Below are 18492 nucleotides of genomic sequence, written 5' to 3'. Positions count from 1 at the left end.
CTCCTGGAGCGACGGAAGTCACCCTCGGGTTCGCCCCACGGAAGAAGGCTTTGGCAGGATCTTGGCGAACACGTACGGTTCTGCCACTCGTGCCGCCGGGCCGGCTGGAGCACGCTCCAGGTGTGGGAAAGCTCAGCCGAATCCTCGCCGGGCTACGGGAGTTCGCTGCCACGCAGATCGAGCTCGCCGAGCGCCGCGACCTGGAAAACCGGCCGTGGGAAGAGGAGTTCCTGCACTGGTCCGCGGAGGGCGGACTGCACGGGAACGTGGTGCCACCGCGCGGCCGCCACAGCACCACGCGGAACGGCTGGTGCCCAGGACATTACCGCGCTACCGCAGGTCCGCCAGCGACTCCGCGCGGAACTCCGCGGGGGTGCGGCCCGTCTCGCGCTTGAAGACCTGGCCGAAGTGGGACGCGCCCTTGAACCCCCAGCGCGCGGCGATCGCGGCGACCGGCGTCGCGGCCAGTCGCGGGTCCGCCAGGTCGCGGCGGCAGCCCTCGACGCGGCGGGCGCGGATCCACGACGAAACCGTGAACCCGGTGCCCGCGAACAGGTTGTGCAGGTGCCGGGGCGAGATGTAGTGCGCGGCGGCGACCGCGTTCGGGTCCAGGTCCGGATCGCCCAGGTGCGCGTCGATCCACTCGCGCACCTGCTCCAGCAGCACCTCGCGCCGTCCGGGCAGCAAGCGCGTGCCGTGCAGCATCACGGTCACCAGGTCCATCACCGTGCGCACCGCGCGCGGGCCGTGCGGGCCCAGTGACTCCACGTTCCGGTTGAGGCTGAGCAGCATGCCCCACACCGTCGACGGCAGCCCTGGCTCGCACTCGAAGGCGGTCGCGGTGATCCCGGGCGGCGGCGCGGGCAGGTACCGCTTGGGGAACCGGACGCAGGTGCTGCGGTAGTCGTCGCTGGAGACGATCGTGGCCGGTTTCGCGGAGTCGTAGATGGCGAAGTGCCCCGGCTTCAGGACCGCGATCCGCCCGTCCTGCGCCAGGCGCAGCTGCCCGGACAGCTGCAGGGTCATCACGTAGAAGTCCTGCTCGTCCGGCGAGATCGTGGCCGCGTCGCGGTAGGCGGCGTGGCGCCCGCTCTCCATGTCGACGAAGTTGACGTCGGCGAGCGGGCGGTTGCTGACGACGCCGGCGAACGCGCGCGGGCGCTCGCAGTCGAAGTGGAACCGCAGCACGCTGCGCTCCACCTGGTGCGTCCACGAACCGAACTCGACCTTCGGCCCGGAGGCCGGGGGCGCCACGGCCACCACGTCCGCGAGTGACGTCATCGTCATCCCCACCGGTTGTGCGCGCATTCGACAGCGGTGTGCGCTCGTCGTTCATGACGGGCGCCGTCCGCCGAATCTACCGTTGCGACACCACCGCGGAAAACCTCAGTGTGGAGGCGTTTCATGGCGTTCGTCGAAGGTTCCCACCACGTCACGTTGTCCGTCGCGGGCGCACAGGAGGACGTGGACTTCCACGTCAAGGTGCTGGGCATGCGCCTGATCAAGCGCACCGTGCTGTTCGACGGCTCGCTGCCGATCTACCACCTCTACTACTCCAACGCCGCAGGCGACCCCAGCAGCGTGGTCACCACGTTCCCGTGGGCGCAGGCCGGGTTCTTCGGCAAACGCGGCACGAACCAGGCGCGCGAGGTGCTGCTGTCGGTGCCGCACGATTCGCTGGACTTCTGGCACCGGCGCCTGACCGAGCACGAGGTCGAGGTCGGCAACATCGAGGTGTTCGGGCAGCGGCGGCTGGCATTCCGGCACCCGTCCGGCATCGAGTACGTCTTCGTCGGCAACACCGGTGACGACCGCGTCGGGCACGCCGGCTACGGCGTCCCGCCGGAGTGCGCGATCCACGGCATCCACGGCGTGGGCGTCCACGTCGCGACGCCGGACCGGATGGTCGAGTTCGCCGAGGAATCGTTCTTCTCCCAGGGCCGCCTGGCCGAGGAGGGCGACCGCGCCGCGCTGCAGATCGGCAACGCCAAGTACGGCAACCACCTCGAGCTGACGGTCAACCGCACCGACGACCAGGGCACCTGGGGCTACGGCGCCGGCACCTACCACCACTTCGCGTGGAACGTCGGCAACCTGCGCAACCAGGACGAGGTCAAGTTCGACATCGAAGGCCGCGGCTACACCGACATCTCCGAACTGAAGGACCGCAAGTACTTCAAGAGCGTGTACGTCCGCACGCCCGGCGGCGCGTTGTTCGAGCTGGCCGTGACGCACCCCGAAGGCGGCTGGACGTGCGACGAGTCGCCGAAGGAGCTCGGCACGCGGTTCCAGCTGCCCGAGCAGTTCGAGCACCGCCGCGAGGAGATCCTCGCCCGGCTCGAGCCGATCGAGATCTGAGATGGCCGCACCACATGTGACCGGCGGCCACGAGATCACCGTGCGGCGCGGGCAGTTCTGGATCCCGGGCGAGCGGGTGGCAGCCGGCGGCGTGACCGTGCAGCGGGCGCCGATGTTCGTGCAGTGGGAGGCGCCGCCGCAGGTGACCCGGCCCTACCCGCTGGTGCTGGTGCACGGCGGCGGCGGGCAGGGCACCGACTGGACCGGCACCCCGGACGGGCGGCCGGGCTGGGCGACGCGCTTCGTGGAGGCCGGGTTCGCCGTGTACGTGGTGGACCGCTGCGGCCACGGGCGTTCGCCGTACCACCCGGACGTCGTGGCGCCGATGGGCCCGCCGTTCCCCTACGAGGCGGCGCGGGCGTTGTTCCTGCCCGAGGAGCGGCGCGGCGAGCAGGTCCAGTGGACCTACGGCGAGGCGGAGGTCGACCAGCTGCTGTGCCCGATGGGCCCGCTGCCCGCCGATCTCGCCGAGTCGCAGCGCATGGACGCCGACCGGCTGGGCCGGTTGCTGGACCGCACCGGCCCCGCGGTGCTGGTGACCCACTCCGCGGGCGGTCCGGTCGGATGGCTCGCGGCGGACGCGCGCCCCGATGCGGTGGTCGCGATCGTGGCGGTCGAACCGGTCGGCCCGGCCTTCGCCGAGATCCCCGGGATGGGCTCGCTGGACTGGGGGCTGACCTCGGCGCCGATCACCTACGAACCGCCGGTTTCCGACCCGGCCGAGGTGCGCGAGGGGATGCGGATCCCCGCGCTGGCGGGCAAACCCGTCGTGGTCGTGACCGGTGGCGCGTCGGCGTTCGCGGACTTCGCGCCGCAGGTCGTGGACTTCCTGCGCGACGCGGGCGCCGACGCGGCGCGGCTGCACCTGCCCGACCACGGCGTCAAGGGCAACGGGCACGGACTGATCTTCGAAGCCAATTCCGACGAGACGGTGCGGCCGGTCATCGACTGAATCCGCGGACTGGAGGGGACGGACGCATGAGCCTGCACGTCAGCGACGAGTTCGACGGGTTGATGGCGCGCCTGGACGAGGCCGCGCCGGTGCTCGCCGCGAACGCCGAGAAGGGCGAGGAACTGGGGCGGCTCACCGACGAGGTCGCGCAGGTGCTGCACGAGACGGGCGCGCTGAAGATCGGCATCCCGCGCGACCTTGGCGGGTACGAGTTCTCGCCGCGCCAGGTCATCGAGACGATCGCGAAGATCTCCTACTCGGACGCCTCCGCCGGGTGGTCGTTCATGGCGTTGCAGATGGTCACCGGCACCACGGCCGCCTACCTCGGCGACGAGGCGGCGGCGGAGTTGTTCCCGGACGTGGCCGGCAACCGGTACGCGCTGATGGCGGGGCAGGGCACGCGGCTGGGCGCCGCGCGGCGGGTCGACGGCGGGTACGTGATCAACGGGCAGTGGAGCTTCGCGTCCGGGATCTCGATGGCCACCCACATCCACACCGCGGCGTTGTGCGAGGAGACCGGGCAGGCGCTGATCTTCACGTTCCCCAAGGAGCAGGCGACGCTCGTCGACAACTGGGACGTGATGGGCCTGAAGGCGACCAGCAGCATCGACTACGTGTGCGAGGACGTGTTCGTGCCATCGACGCACGTGTACGAGATCACCACGATGGCGGCGCGCCACGGCGGTGCGATCTACCGGATGGGCCTGGCGAACATGGCCGGCGTGTGTCACACCGGCTGGGCGCTCGGGGTGGGGCGCCGGATGCTCGACGAGATGCGGGCGCTGGCCGCGCGGAAGTCCGGGGCGCCGGGCGCGTCGGTCGACACCGGGCAGTTCCACGCGGAGTACGCGCAGGCAGAGGCCGCGGTGCGCTCGGCGCGGGCGTGGGCGATGGAGGTGTGGGAGGCCAACGAGGCGACCCTGGACGGTGGGTCGCTGCTGACCACGGAGCAGGAGACGCTGACCCGGCTGATGCTGAACAACACGACGTGGTCGGTGCACGCGGCGGGCCAGGCGGTGTACAAGTGGGCGGCCACGGCGGCGCTGCGAAGGGGCGACCTGCAGCGCTTCTTCAGAGACCTCCACGCGGGGACGCAGCACATCACGTCGGGGCCGGTCGTGCTGCAGAACTGCGGCCGCTGGATGGCCGGCCTGGCGCCGGAGGCGCACTGGGAGTTCCTGGAGCTGAAGGGCTGACGCCAGAGGGTGCGCCACGTCGCGGCGCGCTGTCCGGCCGCGACGTGGGCCGGCACGGCGCCCACTCCGGCGAAAAACTCCGGCGGCATGCCCCACCGGGCGGCACCCACGCCTTCCTCGGCACCCGCGGAATGCCCGCTGCACCAGGGACCGCATCACCTTCGGGCGCCTGTGGCCGCTACGGGCAGAACCGGAAGTGCGTGGTCAGGCGACGGTCGTCCACCACGTGGAAGGCCAGCCCGGGCGGCCGCTCGTAGTCGAGCGGTCCGCCCTCCGCCCAGCCGGCGTCCCCGCCCGGTTCCCACGGCAGGGCCAGCGCCGAGACCACCCCGGGCGCCACCACCAGCGGCCGCCCGGCGAAAGTCGTCACCGCGGGCGTGTGCGCGTGCCCGCAGAACAACCCCACCACGTCCGGGTGCCGCGCCACCACCTCCGCCAGCCGGGCCGCTTCGTGCTGCCGGATCTCGTCCAGCAGCGGGTGGTGCAGCACCGACGGCGGGTGGTGGAACGCCACGAACGCCGGCCGCCCCGCCGCCTCCGCCAGCACCTCGTCCAGCCAGGCGATCGTCGAGTCGTCCATCCGCCCCGAGCCGCTTCCCGGGATGCTCGTGTCGCACAGCGCGAACACCGCCCCGGCCGCCTCGCCGACCTGGTTGACCGGCCCGTCCGACGGCTCCTCGCCGAGCAGGACCGAACGGTAGGCGGCCCGCGAATCGTGGTTGCCGGGGCAGTGGAACACCGGGTACGGCAACGTGTCCAGCAGCTTCGCGACCTCGGCGTACTCGGCCGGCTCGCCGTGATCGGCCAGGTCCCCGGTCACCAGCACCGCGTCCACCGGCCGCGGCAGCTCGCGCAGGTGGCCCACCACCCGCGCGGCCCGGTCCGCGTTCCGCGAACCGCCGTCGAGGTGCAGATCGGACAGGTGCGCGAGGACCGTCATGGCCCGACCCTACCGGCTGCGAAAATTCCTCCCGGCCGGATTCAACAACCTGGGGGCCCCGGCGCGTTGAAGGCCCGTCAACCGAAAACCGAAAGGAACACCGGTGCGGGACCGCTTCGACGATTTCGTGGCGCAGCGCCTCGACCGCCTCCTCCGCTACGCCACGGCCCTGACCTGCGACCCCCACCTCGCGCAGGACATCGTGCAGGAGACCCTGCTGCGCGCCCAGCACCGCTGGGCCCGCATCGCCGGGCTGCAGGCGCCCGAGAGCTACGTGCGCAAGATGATCACCAACGAGTTCCTGTCGTGGCGGCGCCGGAAGGCCTCGCGCAACGTCACCGCCGCCCACAGCACGCTCGACGCCATCGGGACGCCCACCGCGGACCCCGCAGAGCACTACGCCGAACGGGACGCCATGCGCGCCCGCATCGCCGCGCTGCCCCGCAAACAGCGCGCCGCGATCGTGCTCCGGTTCTACGAGGACTGCACCGACGCCGAGATCGCCGAGGCGCTCGGCTGCTCGGCGGGCACCGTCCGCAGCCACATCTCCCGCGCCCTGAGCACGCTGCGCGCCGCCGAGGGCGGCCGCCGCCGGGGCCTGCCCGTCACGGAGGCGCTGTCATGACCACCGACCCCACCGAACAGCTCATCCGCTCGGCGCTGCACGCCGAGGCCGACCGCCGCCCCGACCCGCGGGTGGTGCTCGCCGGGCTGCGGCAGGCGCAGCCGCGCCGCAGCCGGACGCCACTCCTGGTCGTCGCGGCCGCGGCGGTCGTCGCGGTGGCCGTCGCGGCAGTCCTGGTGCCGCGGATGCTCCAGCGCAGCGCCCCCGTCGTGGGCACGGCGCCGGCCACCGACCAGACCGTTCTGCTGGCCGGTCTGGACGACCACGACACCACCGACTCGGTCGTGCTCGGCCGCTTCGGACGGGACGGCACCGCCGCGCTCGCCTCGATCCCCCGCGACTCGCTGGTCGACATCCCCGGCTTCGGCCAGGGCAAGCTGAACAGCGCGTACAGCCGCGGCAAGGAAGCCGCCCAGCAGCAGGGCCGCGACGAGAACGCCGCGGCCGAGGCGGGCGCCCGCACGCTCGTCGACACCGTGCAGCAGCTCACCGGGACGCACGTGGACCACTACGCCGTGGTCGGCATGGCGGCGTTCGGCCAGCTCGCCCACGTCCTGCAGGGCGTCCCCGTCTGCCTGCGCGCGGCCACGCACGACTCGCGGGCCGGTGCCTCGTTCCCCGCCGGTGAGCAGGTCCTGGACGAGACGAAGGCGCTGGCCTTCCTCCGGCAGCGCACCGGGCTGCCCAACGGCGATCTCGACCGGATCGCCCGGCTCCAGGCGTACCTGCGCTCGGCCGCGAACGAGGTGATCGGCGGGGGCAGGCTCGCCGACCCGGCCTTCGTGTCCGCGCTGATCAGCACCGTGCAGCGCAACGTGCGCACCGACCCCGGCTGGGACCTGCTGTCCTTCGCCGCGCTGGTGCGGGACACCCGCCCGGCCGACCTGCGGATCGGGACCGTGCCGATCACGGGCTCGGACCTCGACACGCCGTACGGCGCGGTGATCGGTCTCGCCCCCGGGGAAGTCCGCACGTTCGTGGCGGACCTGCCGCACTCGGGCACGTCAGCACCGGATTCCTGCGTGAACTGAACACCGGAATCGCGCGCAAACCGGGTCACGGTCGCTCCCGCGGGGTTAGGCTGGCAACCGCCGACGGGAAGGGGACGCGTCCGATGACCGGACCGCGAGCCGAGAACGCGGCCGCGGGGCCCACCAGCCCCGCGGCCTTCGGCCTGTCGGACACCGTCCGGGTCGCCGCGGTGCTGCGCGCCGAAGCCGAGAACGCCCCCGATTTCACCGCCGCAGCGCGGGCCCTCGTCCGGCGGCTGCGGGACGGGTTCGCCGTCGCGGGACGGCCGATGTCGGCCGAGTTGTACACAGTGGACGAAGGCGGTTCCACGGTGCTCGTCGCGGCGGCCGGGGAGCCGCGAACCGGTGGCGCGCCGGCCGCGGCGCCGGCGGGCGAACGCTTTCCGGTGATCCCGTTGCCCGGCGCGCTGGCGTTCGGCGGGCCGCTCGCCGGGGGCCGCGCGTTCTGGATCGTGCTGCCCTCGTCGGCCGCGCTGCCGGCCGCGACGGCCCGCTCGATCGCGGTGAGTGTCCGCGCCGGGCTGCTGGCGCACGGTCCGGCCGAGGACCGCGCGGAGGCGCTCCGGGACTACGCCGAGCTGCTGGAGCGCACCTCACGGGTGGAGGGCGCGGCGCTGGAGGACGCGGCGGGCCGGGCAGGCGCCAAGGTCGAGCTCGGCGACTCGCTGCAGGCGATCGGGCAGCGGCTGACCGCGCAGCTCGACATCGACACCCTCGTCCAGGACGCCACGGACGCGGCCACGCGCGGCACCGGCGCGGGGTTCGGGGCGTTCTTCTACAACCTGATCGACGAGTTCGGCGAGTCCTACACGCTCTACACGCTGTCCGGGGTTCCCAAGGAGGCTTTCGACGGGTTCCCGATGCCGCGCAACACGGCGGTTTTCGCGCCCACGTTCAACGGCAGCGGGATCGTCCGCAGCGACGACATCACCAAGGACCCGCGCTACGGGCACAACGAGCCGCACCACGGCATGCCGGAGGGGCACCTGCCGGTGCGCAGCTACCTGGCCGTCCCGGTGATCACGCCGATCACGCGAGAGGTGCTGGGCGGGTTCTTCTTCGCCCACCCCGAGCCGGGGCGGTTCACCGCGCGGCACGAGCAGGTGGCGGCCGGGATCGCGAGCTACACCGCGATCGCGCTGGACAACGCGCGGATGTTCGCGCGGCACCGGTCGATGGCGACCGAGCTGGCGCGCAGCATGCTGCCCGTGGTGCCGGAGATCCCCGGCCTGCGGATCGTGTCGCGGTACCTGCCCGCGTCGGCCGGGGCCGAGGTCGGCGGGGACTGGTTCGACGTGATCGAGCTGCCCGGCGGGCGGACGGCGTTCGTGATCGGCGACGTGGTGGGGCGCGGCGTGCCCGCGGCGGCGGTGATGGGTCAGATGCGCACCGCGATCCGGTCGTACGCGCTGCTGGACCTGCCACCGTCCGACGTGCTGCACAACGTGTCCCAGCTGGCGCGGACCACGCCCGGCGCCAAGTTCATCACGTGCCTGTACGCGGTGCACGACCCGATCGACGACTCCCTCACCTACGCCAACGCCGGTCACCTGCCCGCGGTGCTGATCGCGGCCGACGGGTCGACCCGGCAGATCGCGGAGGCCCTGGGCATGCCGCTGGGCGTCGGGGAGCAGTACCCGCAGGAGCAGACGCCGTTCCCGCCCGGGATGCGGCTCGTGCTGTACACCGACGGGCTGGTGGAGAGCCGGGAGCGGGAGCTCGGTGTGGGCATCGACGCGCTGCTGGCGGAGCTCACGTCGCTGCCTCGTGACGGTGACCTTGGCGCGGCGTGCGACGAGCTGATCGGGCGGCTGACCGGCGGCAGGCACGACGACGACGTCGCCCTGCTGTACGTCGAGCACCGGGGCGCGGACCGGCGGGTCGCGTCGATGGCGCTGGTCCCGGAGGTGCCGCTGGACGCCGTGCACAAGTTCGTGGCCGGGCGGATGGCGCGGTGGGGGCTGGCGGAGGTGGCCGACCGCGCGGTGAAGGTCGCCACCGAGCTGGTGACGAACGCGATGCGGCACGCTTCGGCGCCGCTGACGCTGCGCCTGTTCCACGACGGCACGCGGCTGACGGTGGACGTCGCCGACCGCACGGGGGCGCTGCCGCACATCCTCGCGACCGGCGGAATCGAACACGACGGGCTGCGGATGATCGACGCGGCCGCGGCGAGGTGGGGCACGCGCACCACGCCCAACGGCAAGGTCGTGTGGGCGGAGCTCACGACGAGGTGACCCCGGATCCGGGGAACAACAGGTGTGTAAACCGTGCACGGGGGGTAACCCCCGGCCGACGAGGAACACGCCGAGGGGACTTCGATGCACGCCGGAGACCAACGCCTCCACCGACTGGTGACGGCGCGCTCGCGCAACGCGACGACTTTGAGGCACGTCCTCACCCAGTGGGCGAACGCCGTGGAGCTGCCCGACGCCACCACCGACGCAATGGCGCTCGCGGCGTACGAGGCCATGATCAACGTGGTGACCCACGCGTACCCCGCCCAGGCCGAGGGCCCGCTGGAGCTGTCCGCGGAGCTGCGCGGCAACGCGGTGGACGTCACGGTGAGCGACCAGGGGCGGTGGCAGCCGCCCGCCGCGGATCCCGGCCCCCTGCACGGCCGGGGGCTGCCGCTGATCCAGGCGCTGTCCGACCGGGCGGAGATCGCGCCGGGCCCGGAGGGCACGACGGTGCGGATGCGCTGGCCGGTGCCGGCCACGCCGACACGGCTGCGGATGGACGTCGCGCAGGCCCAGTAGCCGCGACTGCCGGTGGAAGCGGCACCGGACACACGAGCCGATCGGGCCCCAGAGCCACGACGTCGAAGCGGCACCGCACACACGAGCCGATCGGGCCCCAGAGCCACGACGTGGAAGCGGCACCGCACACACGAGCCGATCGGGCCCCAGAGCCACGACGTGGAAGCGGCACCGGACACATGGGCCGATTGGGCCCGAGAGCCACGACGGGGCACTTGCGCTGACCCACCCGGTTCGCTTGCGCGATCGAAGTAGGGCGGGCGCGTCAGTGGTGCCGCCCGCGCGGCGCCCTCTCGTTTAGATGTGACGGCCCATGGGCCGACCTGTCCCCCCGGACGGGGTGCCGCTCCGCCGGCGGGGCGGAGCGGCTCGCCGTCACTCGGAGGCTTGTTCCGTCGTCGGGAGGTAGACGCGGAAACGGGTGTCGCCCGGTTCGGACTCGACTCGCAGGTCGCCTCGGTGGCGGTCCACCACGATGCGCCACGAGATGTCCAGCCCGAGGCCCGTGCCCTCCCCCACCGGCTTCGTCGTGAAGAACGGTTCGAAGATCCGCTGCTTGGTCTCCGCCGAGATGCCAGGGCCGGTGTCGCCGATCTCGACCACCACCCGGTCGCCGTCGCGGCTGGTGCGCAGCGTCAGCGTGCCCGTGCCGTCCATGGCGCTGACCGCGTTGTCGATGATGTTCGTCCACACCTGGTTCAGCTCGCCCGCGTAAGCCGGCACCGTCGGCAGCGACCGGTCGTACTCCTTGACGACCTTGACCCCGGTGCCGATCTTGCCCGCCAGCATCACCAGCGTCGAATCCAGCCCGTCGTGCACGTCGATCCACTGGTGCGGCGCGCGGTCCATCTGCGAGTACTGCTTCGCCGCGCCGACCAGCGCCGAAATGCGAGTCGTCGAGTCCTCGATCTCCCCCATCAGCATCTCGGTCTCCAGCGCGTACGCCAGCCACCGCAGGGCGCCGTCCAGCAGGCCGTCGCCGACGGACTCCAGGACGTGGTCGAGACTCTCGGCGGACAGCCCGGCCGCGACGAAGATCGGGGCCAGGTCCCAGCCCTGCTCGATGTCGCGCTCTTCGAGCCAGTCGCCGATCTCGTCCTCGCGGTCGGCCTGCTGCATCGCGGTCAGCGGTGGCGCGTCGGCCACCTGCTTGACCAGCCGTTCCTGCACGTCGAGCAGCAGCTCCAGCAGATCGGGCTCGATGTCCCGCTTCGCCAGTATCGCCAGCTTGTGCCGCATCCCGGCGACCCGTTCACGCAGCGCCGCGGTGGCGCGGACCGCCGCGGCCGCCGGGTTGTTCAGCTCGTGGGTCAGCCCCGCCGACATCTCGCCGAGTGCGAGCAGCCGCCGCCGCTGCCCGATCAGCGCGTCGGTGTTGCGCCAGCCCAGGTACGAACCCTCCAGCAGGTGCGTGGCCATCGGGAACCAGCTGCGGAACTGGTCGGCGAACTCCTTCGCGGGCAACGTCAGGAACATCAGGTCGGTGACCGCGTACACCGAGGCGCCGTAGCGCTGCTGCTGTTGCCCGTAGAAGAACTGCGTCGCCCCGCAGTAGGCGCCGCGCTGGTCGGAGCGGACGGTCTCCACCTCGCTGCCGCCGACCAGCCGCGTCATCCGGAGCGCGCCGGACAGCAGCACGTAGAAGCACGTCGCCGGGTCGCCCTCGCTGATGATCGCGGTGTCCGCGGCGTACTGCTCGAGCTTGGCGTGGTCGAGGATCCAGTCGAGCTGGGCGTCCGACAGATCGGTGAACAGGAACAACTCCCGCAGGAACTCGCGGGTCAGCTGCGTCTCGCTCATCGTGCCTCCAGGTAGCGGTGCACGAGCGAGACGGCCATCGCGCCCTCGCCGACGGCAGAGGCGACGCGCTTGACCGACTGCGAGCGGACGTCGCCGGCCACGAACACACCCGGGATGGACGACTCCAGGTGGTGCGGGTCCCGGTCGAGCGTCCACCCCGGCGGTCGCTTGCCGTCGACCATCAGGTCCGGGCCCGTGCACACGAAACCGTGGTCGTCGCGCAGCACGTCGTCACCCAGCCACTCGGTGCGCGGCGCCGCGCCGATGAACACGAACAGGTGCCCGGTCGGCACCGTCTCGGTGATGCCCTGCTCCTCGTCGCACAGGGTCAGCTCTTCGAGGTGGTCGGTGCCGTGCGCGCGCACCACGGTGGTGCGGGTGCGGACGTGGATGTTGCCGATCGCCTCGATCTGCTCGATGAGGTAGTGCGACATGGACGCCTGCAGCGACGGCCCCCGCACCAGGATCGAGACCTCCTTGGCGTAGCGGGAGAAGAACACGGCGGCCTGCCCGGCGGAGTTGGCGCCGCCGACGATGTAGACGTGCTCGCCCTCGCACTCGGGTGCCTCGGTGGCGGCCGAGCCGTAGAACACGCCGCGGCCGGTCAGCTCGGCCACGCCCTCGGCCTCCAGCGCCCGGTAGGACACGCCGGTGGCGAGCACGACGGCGTGTGCCGCGATCTCGCTGCCGTCCCCGAACCGCACCACCCGCGCCGAACCGCGGGCCTCCAGGCCGGTCACGTCCCGCGCGGTCAGCACCTCCGCGCCGAACTTCTGCGCCTGCCTGCGGGCCCGGTCGGTCAGCTGCGCCCCGGAAACCCCGTCCGGGAAGCCGAGGTAGTTCTCGATCCGGGAGCTCTGCCCGGCCTGCCCGCCGGTCGCCCGGCGCTCGACCAGGACCGTGCGCAGCCCTTCGGAGGCGCCGTAGACGGCCGCGCCGAGCCCGGCCGGGCCGCCGCCGATCACCACCAGGTCGTAGAACTCCGAGGCGGGCCGCGTCGACAACCCGACGGCGTCGGCGATCTGCTCGCCGTCCGGTTTGCGCAGCACGGTCCCGTCCGGGGTGATCAGCACCGGGATGTCGTCGGCGGCGCAGTCCGCCGCTTCGAGCAGGCGGCAGGCCTCCGGCTCCTCGACGGAGTACCAGCGGTAGGGCACGGAGTTGCGGGCCAGGAAGTCGCGCACCTTGTAGGACGGCGAGGACCAGCGGTGCCCGATCACCTTCGTCTCCTCGACCGGCCGGTCGCCGGCCGCGCGCCACGCGTCCACCAGCGCGTCGACCACCGGGTACAGCTTCTCCTCCGGCGGGTCCCACGGCTTGAGGAGGTAGTGGTCGACGTCGACGACGTTGATCGCCTGGATCGCCGCGTCGGTGTCGGCGTAGGCGGTCAGCAGGGCGCGCCGCGCGTACGGGAACAGGTCCATCGCCTGCTCCAGGAAGGTGATGCCGTCCATCTGCGGCATGCGGTAGTCGGCGAGGATGGCCGCGACGGCGTCCCCGCGCAGCTTGATCTCGCGCAGGGCTTCGAGCGCGTCCGCCCCGGAGGCGGCGCGCACGACGCGGTAGTCCTGGCCGTAACGACGGCGGAGGTCACGGGCGACCGACCGGGACACGGCCGGGTCGTCGTCGACGGTCATGAGGATGGGCAGGCTCACGCCGCAAACACTACGGCCTGGCAGCGTTCCAGGATCAGAACTTTCCCGCACGAGGAGACCACATACTGGACCCACCTTGCCGCTCGCGGCCCTCCGCGGTGATCATCGGAGCCCGTCCACGATCGCTGCGGGAGGTCCGCGAAAATGTCCGTCGAGCTGCCCGAACGCGTCCGCGCCCTGCGCTCCGCCGAGGTCCCCGCGGACGGCATCCTGGAGGGTCCGCGGCACCTCTCGCGACTTCACGAAGATGCACAGTCGCGCGAGTACGAGATGTTCACCTCGCGCCCGCTGGGACGCCTGATCGGCGCCGAGATCACCGGCGTGGACCTCAGCAGGCCCCTCACCCCGCGGCTGCGCGACGAGCTGAACCGCGCGCTGCTGGAGTGGAAGGTGCTGTTCTTCCGCGACCAGCGCATCACCCCGGAGCAGCAGCGGGCGTTCGCGCGCAACTGGGGCCCGCTGGAGACCAACCCGTTCCTGCCCGCCGGCGACTCCGGCGAGGTCACCCGTTTCGCGCGCGGCGCGGGGATGCCGGGTTTCGAGAACATCTGGCACGCCGACACCACCTGGCGCCCGGAGCCGGCGCTCGGGTCGGTCCTGCGCCTGGTCGAGGTGCCGCCGCTGGGCGGGGACACGCTGTGGGCCGACATGGCCGCGGCCTACGACAACCTGCCCGCCGGCGTCCGCGAACGGATCGACGGCCTGCGCGCGGTGCACGACTTCGTGCCCGGCTTCGCCCGCTTCGCCGACCACGACCTGCTGGCGCGCTGGCAGGACCGCTTCCCGCCGGTCGAGCATCCGGTCGTACGCGTGCACCCGGAGACCGGGCGGAAGACGCTGTTCGTCAACCAGGCCTTCACCACGCACATCGTCGGCATGGACCGCGCGGAGAGCGATCGCCTGCTGCGGTTGCTGTTCGCGCAGGCGCACGTGCCCGAGTACCAGGTGCGGTTCTCCTGGCGCCCGGACACGGTCGCGTTCTGGGACAACCGCGCGACGCAGCACTACGCCGTCAACGACTACCACCCGCACGCGCGGATCGCGGAGCGCGTCGCGATCGCCGGTGATCGTCCGTTCTGACCGTTAGCCTGGGGCCATGGCGGACCCGAAGAGCACGGTCACCTCGTTCCTGACGGCCCTCGAACGCGACGACGTGGAAGGCGCGCTGAGCTTCGCCGCCCCGGAGGTGGTGTACCAGAACGTCCCGCTGCCCCCGGCGCGCGGCATCGCGGCCGTGGAGAAGCAGCTGCGCCTGCTCAGCCGCTACCACATCGGCTTCGAGGCGCGCGTGCACCACATCGCCGCGGACGGCCCGATCGTGCTGACCGAGCGGACCGACGTGCTGCGCGTCGGGTCCTGGGACACGCGGTTCTGGGTGTGCGGCACGTTCGAGGTGCGCGACGGCCGGATCGTGTTGTGGCGGGACTACTTCGACTGGGCGACCGTGCTCGCCTCGAGCGTGCGCGGCGCCGGGAGGGCCGCCGTGACCGGGGTGTCGACGCTGGTCGCCCGCGCGCGCCTGCGGGACTGACGCCGGTACCACTGCAGGCAGACCACCAGCGCGAGCGCGATTTCGACGGCGTCGCCGCCGTAGTACAGGACCTGTGCCCCGGCGCGGAAGCCGTCCGCGTACAGGGCCTTGGCGAGGATGCCGTGCGCCGCGCCGGCCAGCACGAGCGTCGCCCCGCGCAACGCCGGGCCGTGCCGGCGCGCGGCGGCCACGCCAGGCCCGCAACGCGAGCGTGACCGGCCTGCCGAGCACCAGCAGCAGCGGACCGGCCATGCCGACCACGAGGTGTTGCGCCAGGTGGGCGCTGAACGTGTGCGCCGGGAACGGCAGCGCCACGACGACCGCGAGCGCGCCCACCGTGAACGAGGCGGCGCGCCGCGCACAGGTAACCCACCAGCGCGACGGCCACCGCCAGTGCGATCGGCCAGGTGCCGGTGGTGTGGTCAGGCGCGCGCTCCCGCACCAACAGCGCCACGCCCGCGGCCGGCAACGCCACCGCGATCACGTTCCACGCCCAGTCGCAGGGCACGAGGTCGACGTGGTAGCGGATCTGGTGCAGGGTCAGCAGCTTGTGCTGGATCGTCCCGTCGTAGAGCTGGAACGCGCCTGCCCCGGCGAGGATGCCGCCCATCAGCGCGCGGCCGGACAGCGCCGCACGCCGCCGCAGGCCGGCCACCAGCACCAGGCCGAGCACGGTGGCGAACCAGCCGAACGCGTGGAACAGCCCGTCGGACACCAGCCCGGCGTCCGAAGTGGACTTGTCGTGGAAGTGGTGCCAGTTCAGCCACTGGTGGAACACCGTCTCGTCGGCGAACGCCGCGATCCCGACGCCGATCGCGGCGCCCGGCGCACCTCCGGGCCGCGGCTACCCTGGGGCGCGCGGGTTATGCGTTCAGTGCCGCGTCGAGTTCGGCGAGCAACCGGGCCTTCGGCCGCGCGCCCACCCACTGCGCCACCCGCTCGCCGTCGCGGAACAGCACCAGCGTCGGCAGCGACATCACCTGCAGGTCACGCGCGGTGCGGGGGTTCTCGTCGGAGTTGATCTTGCGGATGGTCAGGTCGCCGGCACGCTCGGCGGCGATCTCGGCGAGCACCGGCGCGATCATGTGGCACGGCGGGCACCACTGCGCCCAGAAATCGACCAGCACGGGCCCGTCGTGGCGCAGCACCTCCGCCTCGAAGGTCTCGTCGGTCACGGCGAGCACGGCGCCGGTGGTGGTGGTCATCGGGACTCCTCGAAGGACGTGGTGACCCGGCACGGGCCCGGGCTCTCGGTCGAGCGCTTCGGTGAGCTTGGCGCGCAGGTCGTCGCGCACGGCCTGCAACCGGTCCAGGCAGGCCTCGACCTCGGCGAGCTTGCGCTCGTACACCTCGATCGAGTCGGCGCACGAGTCCCCGGTCTCGTGGCCCGCCCGCAGGCACTCCACGAACGGCCGGGTGTCGTCGAGGCTGAACCCGACCGCCTGGAGCGTCTGGATCTCGCGGACGAGCCGGAAGTCGTCCTCGCCGTACTCGCGGTAGCCGTTGGCCGCGCGCCGCGCGGACAGCAGCCCCTGTGACTCGTAGAACCGCAGCGCGCGCGTGGTGGTCCCGGCCCGCTGCGCCAGCTCCCCGATTCGCATGTGATCGAGCGTAAAGGTTGCCGCTGACGTCAAGGCAAGGATTCGCGCGCGACCCGCTCCAGGCGCTCCCGGTAGTCCGCCCACCACTGCGCGTCGGCGTCCGGCAGGTTGCCGGTGTCGCGGCGCATCCCGGCGGCGCCGTCGACGAGTTCGCGGATGATGTCCGCGTGCCCGGCGTGGCGGGAGGTCTCGGCGATCATGTGCACGAGGACCCGGTGCAGCGTGACGGGTTCCCGGCCCGGGATGTGCCCGACGGCGTCCAGCGCGAGCGCGCCGATGGTGGCGTCGGCGTGCGCCCAGGCCTGGCGGTAGAGCGCGACGATCTCCGCGGTGGACTCGTCCGCGCGCGCCCACATGTCGGCGTTGGGCTCGTCGTCGGCGAGCCAGGGCAGTTCGCGGCCGAACGGGCGTCCGAAGGTGGCGCCGAAGTACCCGAGCTCGCAGCCGATCAGGTGCTTGACCAGCCCGAGCAGGTTGGTGCCGGTCGGCGTCATGGGGCGGCGCAGGTCGTACTCGGAGAGGCCGTCGAGCTTCCAGAGCATCACCTCGCGCGCCTGCTGGAGGTACCGGTGCAGATCGTCCTTCGGGTCGGTCTCGGTCATGCGGACAGCCTTCCACCGCGGACCGGAAAATGTCGGTGGCGGGTGCGAACATGTGTTCGTGACGAACGAGGGCCCGATCCTGCACGCCGACCTGGACGCGTTCTACGCGTCGGTCGAGCAGCGTGACGACCCGTCGCTGCGCGGGCGGCCGGTGATCGTCGGCGGCGGGGTGGTGCTCGCGGCGAGCTACGAGGCCAAGGCGCGCGGGGTGCGCACGGCGATGGGGTGCGCGCAGGCGCTGCGGCTGTGCCCGGCGGCGGTGGTGGTGCCGCCGCGGATGGCGGCCTACAGCGCGGCGAGCAAGGCGGTGTTCGCGGTGTTCGAGGACACCACGCCGCTGGTGGAAGGGCTCTCGATCGACGAGGCGTTCCTCGACGTCGGCGGGCTGGCCCGGATTTCCGGCACGCCCAGCCGGATCGCGGCCGATCTGCGCCGGGCGGTGGCGGAGCGGGTCGGGCTGCCGATCACGGTCGGGGTGGCGCGCACGAAGTTCCTCGCGAAGGTGGCCAGCGGGGTGGCGAAGCCGGACGGGCTGCTGGTGGTGCCGCACGACCGCGAGCTGGAGTTCCTGCACCCGCTGCCGGTCGAGCGGCTGTGGGGCGTGGGGAAGGTGACGGCGGAGAAGCTGCACGCGCGCGGCATCCGGACGGTGGGGCAGGTCGCCGAGCGGGGCGAGGCGGAACTGGTGGCGCTGCTGGGGCGGGCCGGCGGGCGGCACCTGTTCGCGCTGGCGCACAACCGGGATCCGCGCCCGGTGGTCGTCGGACGGCGGCGGCGGTCGATCGGGGCGCAGCGGGCGTTGGGGCGGCGGGCACGGTCGCCGGACGAGCTGGACGAGATCCTGGCCGCGCTGACCGACCGGCTGGCGCGGCGGCTGCGGGCCGCGCACCGGGTGTGCCGGACGGTGGTGCTGCGGATGCGGTTCGCCGACTACACCCGCGCGACGCGGTCGCAGACGGTGCCGCACCCGACGGCGCACACCGAGGACGTCCTGGCCACCGCGCGGGGCCTGCTGGCCGCCGCGATGCCGATGATCCGCGAGCGGGGGATCACGCTGATCGGCCTCGCACTGTCCAACCTGGACAACGACACGCCGCTGCAACTGGAGCTGCCCTTCGGCGAACACCAGCCCGACGCGCTCGACGCCGCGCTCGACCAGGTCCGCGACCGCTATGGGTCGAAAGCGGTCACCCGGGCGATGCTCCTCGGCCGCGACGACGGCCCGACGGTGCCCCTGCTGCCCGACTAGTGACCGTCCGATCACGACACGTACCCGGGTGTCGGTGGTGGAGCGGAGGCGCATGGCTAGGAGTTGCGGCAGGTGCGACCGTTTGGAGCCTTGCGCGGCCCCGGATGGGGGGCCACGGTGGGGCTTGCGGGCAGGTGCCCGCCGGGGGGCGGGAGTGCGGCATGACCGAGGCAGCGAGCAGGTTGGGCAGAGA

17 protein-coding genes and 3 pseudogenes are annotated in these 18492 nt (G+C 72.5%); 10 read left to right on the top strand and 10 right to left on the bottom strand.

The window, feature by feature from the left end:
- Positions 1 to 330: 330 nt before the first annotated feature.
- Positions 331 to 1287 carry an AraC-like ligand-binding domain-containing protein gene (locus AMYTH_RS0142990; protein WP_027935434.1) on the bottom strand — a complete coding sequence of 319 codons (957 nt, stop codon included), beginning with the start codon at positions 1285 to 1287 and terminating at the stop codon, positions 331 to 333.
- 117 nt (positions 1288 to 1404) lie between these two features.
- Between AMYTH_RS0142990 and AMYTH_RS0142985 the strand changes: the two genes are divergently transcribed.
- From AMYTH_RS0142985 to AMYTH_RS0142975, 3 genes are read left to right on the top strand one after another with little or no spacing between them, the layout of a single operon-like run.
- Positions 1405 to 2358 carry a VOC family protein gene (locus AMYTH_RS0142985; RefSeq protein ID WP_027935433.1) on the top strand — a complete coding sequence of 318 codons (954 nt, stop codon included), beginning with the start codon at positions 1405 to 1407 and terminating at the stop codon, positions 2356 to 2358.
- Position 2359: 1 nt separating this feature from the next.
- Positions 2360 to 3310, top strand: a complete 951-nt coding sequence (locus AMYTH_RS0142980) for an alpha/beta fold hydrolase (protein WP_228685224.1) — start codon at positions 2360 to 2362, stop codon at positions 3308 to 3310.
- 26 nt (positions 3311 to 3336) lie between these two features.
- Positions 3337 to 4506 carry an acyl-CoA dehydrogenase family protein gene (locus AMYTH_RS0142975; protein WP_027935431.1) on the top strand — a complete coding sequence of 390 codons (1170 nt, stop codon included), beginning with the start codon at positions 3337 to 3339 and terminating at the stop codon, positions 4504 to 4506.
- Between the two features lie 178 nt (positions 4507 to 4684).
- Here AMYTH_RS0142975 and AMYTH_RS0142970 read toward each other — a convergent pair whose 3' ends face one another.
- Positions 4685 to 5446, bottom strand: coding sequence for a phosphodiesterase (locus AMYTH_RS0142970; protein WP_027935430.1), 762 nt, complete (start codon positions 5444 to 5446; stop codon positions 4685 to 4687).
- Positions 5447 to 5549: 103 nt separating this feature from the next.
- Here AMYTH_RS0142970 and AMYTH_RS0142965 point away from each other — a divergent pair, with 103 nt between their 5' ends.
- From AMYTH_RS0142965 to AMYTH_RS0142950, 4 genes are all read left to right on the top strand, one after another.
- Positions 5550 to 6071 carry a SigE family RNA polymerase sigma factor gene (locus tag AMYTH_RS0142965; protein WP_027935429.1) on the top strand — a complete coding sequence of 174 codons (522 nt, stop codon included), beginning with the start codon at positions 5550 to 5552 and terminating at the stop codon, positions 6069 to 6071.
- On the top strand, positions 6068 to 7102 hold the full coding sequence (locus AMYTH_RS46800) for an LCP family protein (protein WP_051362996.1): 1035 nt from the start codon (positions 6068 to 6070) through the stop codon (positions 7100 to 7102). The genes AMYTH_RS0142965 and AMYTH_RS46800 overlap by 4 nt, the downstream gene beginning before the upstream one ends.
- 83 nt (positions 7103 to 7185) lie before the next feature.
- The gene (locus AMYTH_RS0142955) at positions 7186 to 9339 is read left to right on the top strand and encodes an ATP-binding SpoIIE family protein phosphatase (protein WP_027935428.1); all 2154 of its coding nucleotides are present in this window, start codon (positions 7186 to 7188) and stop codon (positions 9337 to 9339) included.
- Between the two features lie 84 nt (positions 9340 to 9423).
- On the top strand, positions 9424 to 9861 hold the full coding sequence (locus AMYTH_RS0142950; RefSeq protein ID WP_027935427.1) for an ATP-binding protein: 438 nt from the start codon (positions 9424 to 9426) through the stop codon (positions 9859 to 9861).
- Between the two features lie 375 nt (positions 9862 to 10236).
- Here the strand turns inward: AMYTH_RS0142950 and AMYTH_RS0142940 are convergent, their stop codons facing one another.
- Both AMYTH_RS0142940 and AMYTH_RS0142935 read right to left on the bottom strand, forming a co-directional pair.
- Positions 10237 to 11661, bottom strand: a complete 1425-nt coding sequence (locus AMYTH_RS0142940) for an ATP-binding protein (RefSeq protein ID WP_027935426.1) — start codon at positions 11659 to 11661, stop codon at positions 10237 to 10239.
- Positions 11658 to 13316 carry an NAD(P)/FAD-dependent oxidoreductase gene (locus AMYTH_RS0142935; protein ID WP_027935425.1) on the bottom strand — a complete coding sequence of 553 codons (1659 nt, stop codon included), beginning with the start codon at positions 13314 to 13316 and terminating at the stop codon, positions 11658 to 11660. The genes AMYTH_RS0142940 and AMYTH_RS0142935 overlap by 4 nt, the downstream gene beginning before the upstream one ends.
- Before the next feature lie 144 nt (positions 13317 to 13460).
- Here AMYTH_RS0142935 and AMYTH_RS0142930 point away from each other — a divergent pair, with 144 nt between their 5' ends.
- Positions 13461 to 14396, top strand: coding sequence for a TauD/TfdA dioxygenase family protein (locus tag AMYTH_RS0142930; RefSeq protein WP_027935424.1), 936 nt, complete (start codon positions 13461 to 13463; stop codon positions 14394 to 14396).
- A gap of 16 nt (positions 14397 to 14412) precedes the next feature.
- Entirely contained in the window at positions 14413 to 14847 is a 435-nt protein-coding gene (locus tag AMYTH_RS0142925) for a limonene-1,2-epoxide hydrolase family protein (protein ID WP_027935423.1), read from the top strand.
- Here AMYTH_RS0142925 and AMYTH_RS50055 read toward each other — a convergent pair.
- The 6 genes and pseudogenes from AMYTH_RS50055 to AMYTH_RS0142900 all read right to left on the bottom strand — a co-directional run bounded on the left by AMYTH_RS50055 (position 14742) and on the right by AMYTH_RS0142900 (position 17050).
- The gene (locus AMYTH_RS50055; RefSeq protein ID WP_027935422.1) at positions 14742 to 15038 is read right to left on the bottom strand and encodes a cytochrome c oxidase assembly protein; all 297 of its coding nucleotides are present in this window, start codon (positions 15036 to 15038) and stop codon (positions 14742 to 14744) included. The two genes, AMYTH_RS0142925 and AMYTH_RS50055, sit on opposite strands and share 106 nt — an antisense overlap.
- 49 nt (positions 15039 to 15087) lie before the next feature.
- Positions 15088 to 15183, bottom strand: a pseudogene (locus AMYTH_RS51030) (hypothetical protein); the annotation flags it as partial.
- 115 nt (positions 15184 to 15298) lie between these two features.
- A pseudogene (locus AMYTH_RS48515) lies at positions 15299 to 15661 on the bottom strand (DUF2243 domain-containing protein); the annotation flags it as partial.
- A 49-nt stretch (positions 15662 to 15710) separates the two neighbouring features.
- Positions 15711 to 16052 (bottom strand): thioredoxin, encoded by a 342-nt coding sequence (gene trxA, locus AMYTH_RS0142910; protein WP_027935481.1) that lies wholly within the window; start codon positions 16050 to 16052, stop codon positions 15711 to 15713.
- Positions 16053 to 16181: 129 nt separating this feature from the next.
- Positions 16182 to 16448, bottom strand: a pseudogene (locus tag AMYTH_RS46795) (MerR family transcriptional regulator); the annotation flags it as partial.
- Positions 16449 to 16477: 29 nt separating this feature from the next.
- Complete coding sequence (locus AMYTH_RS0142900) at positions 16478 to 17050, bottom strand: DinB family protein (protein ID WP_027935421.1); 573 nt, start codon at positions 17048 to 17050, stop codon at positions 16478 to 16480.
- Positions 17051 to 17108: 58 nt separating this feature from the next.
- On the opposite strand from AMYTH_RS0142900, the gene dinB reads away from it, so the two are divergent.
- On the top strand, positions 17109 to 18299 hold the full coding sequence (gene dinB / locus AMYTH_RS0142895) for a DNA polymerase IV (RefSeq protein WP_084022892.1): 1191 nt from the start codon (positions 17109 to 17111) through the stop codon (positions 18297 to 18299).
- Positions 18300 to 18492: the final 193 nt, after the last annotated feature.

The sequence above is a fragment of the Amycolatopsis thermoflava N1165 genome (genome assembly GCF_000473265.1).
Classification (GTDB): Bacteria; Actinomycetota; Actinomycetes; order Mycobacteriales; family Pseudonocardiaceae; genus Amycolatopsis_E; species Amycolatopsis_E thermoflava.
The sequence above is the reverse complement of the archived record's forward strand: the minus strand, read 5'-3'. Positions and strand labels throughout refer to the sequence as shown.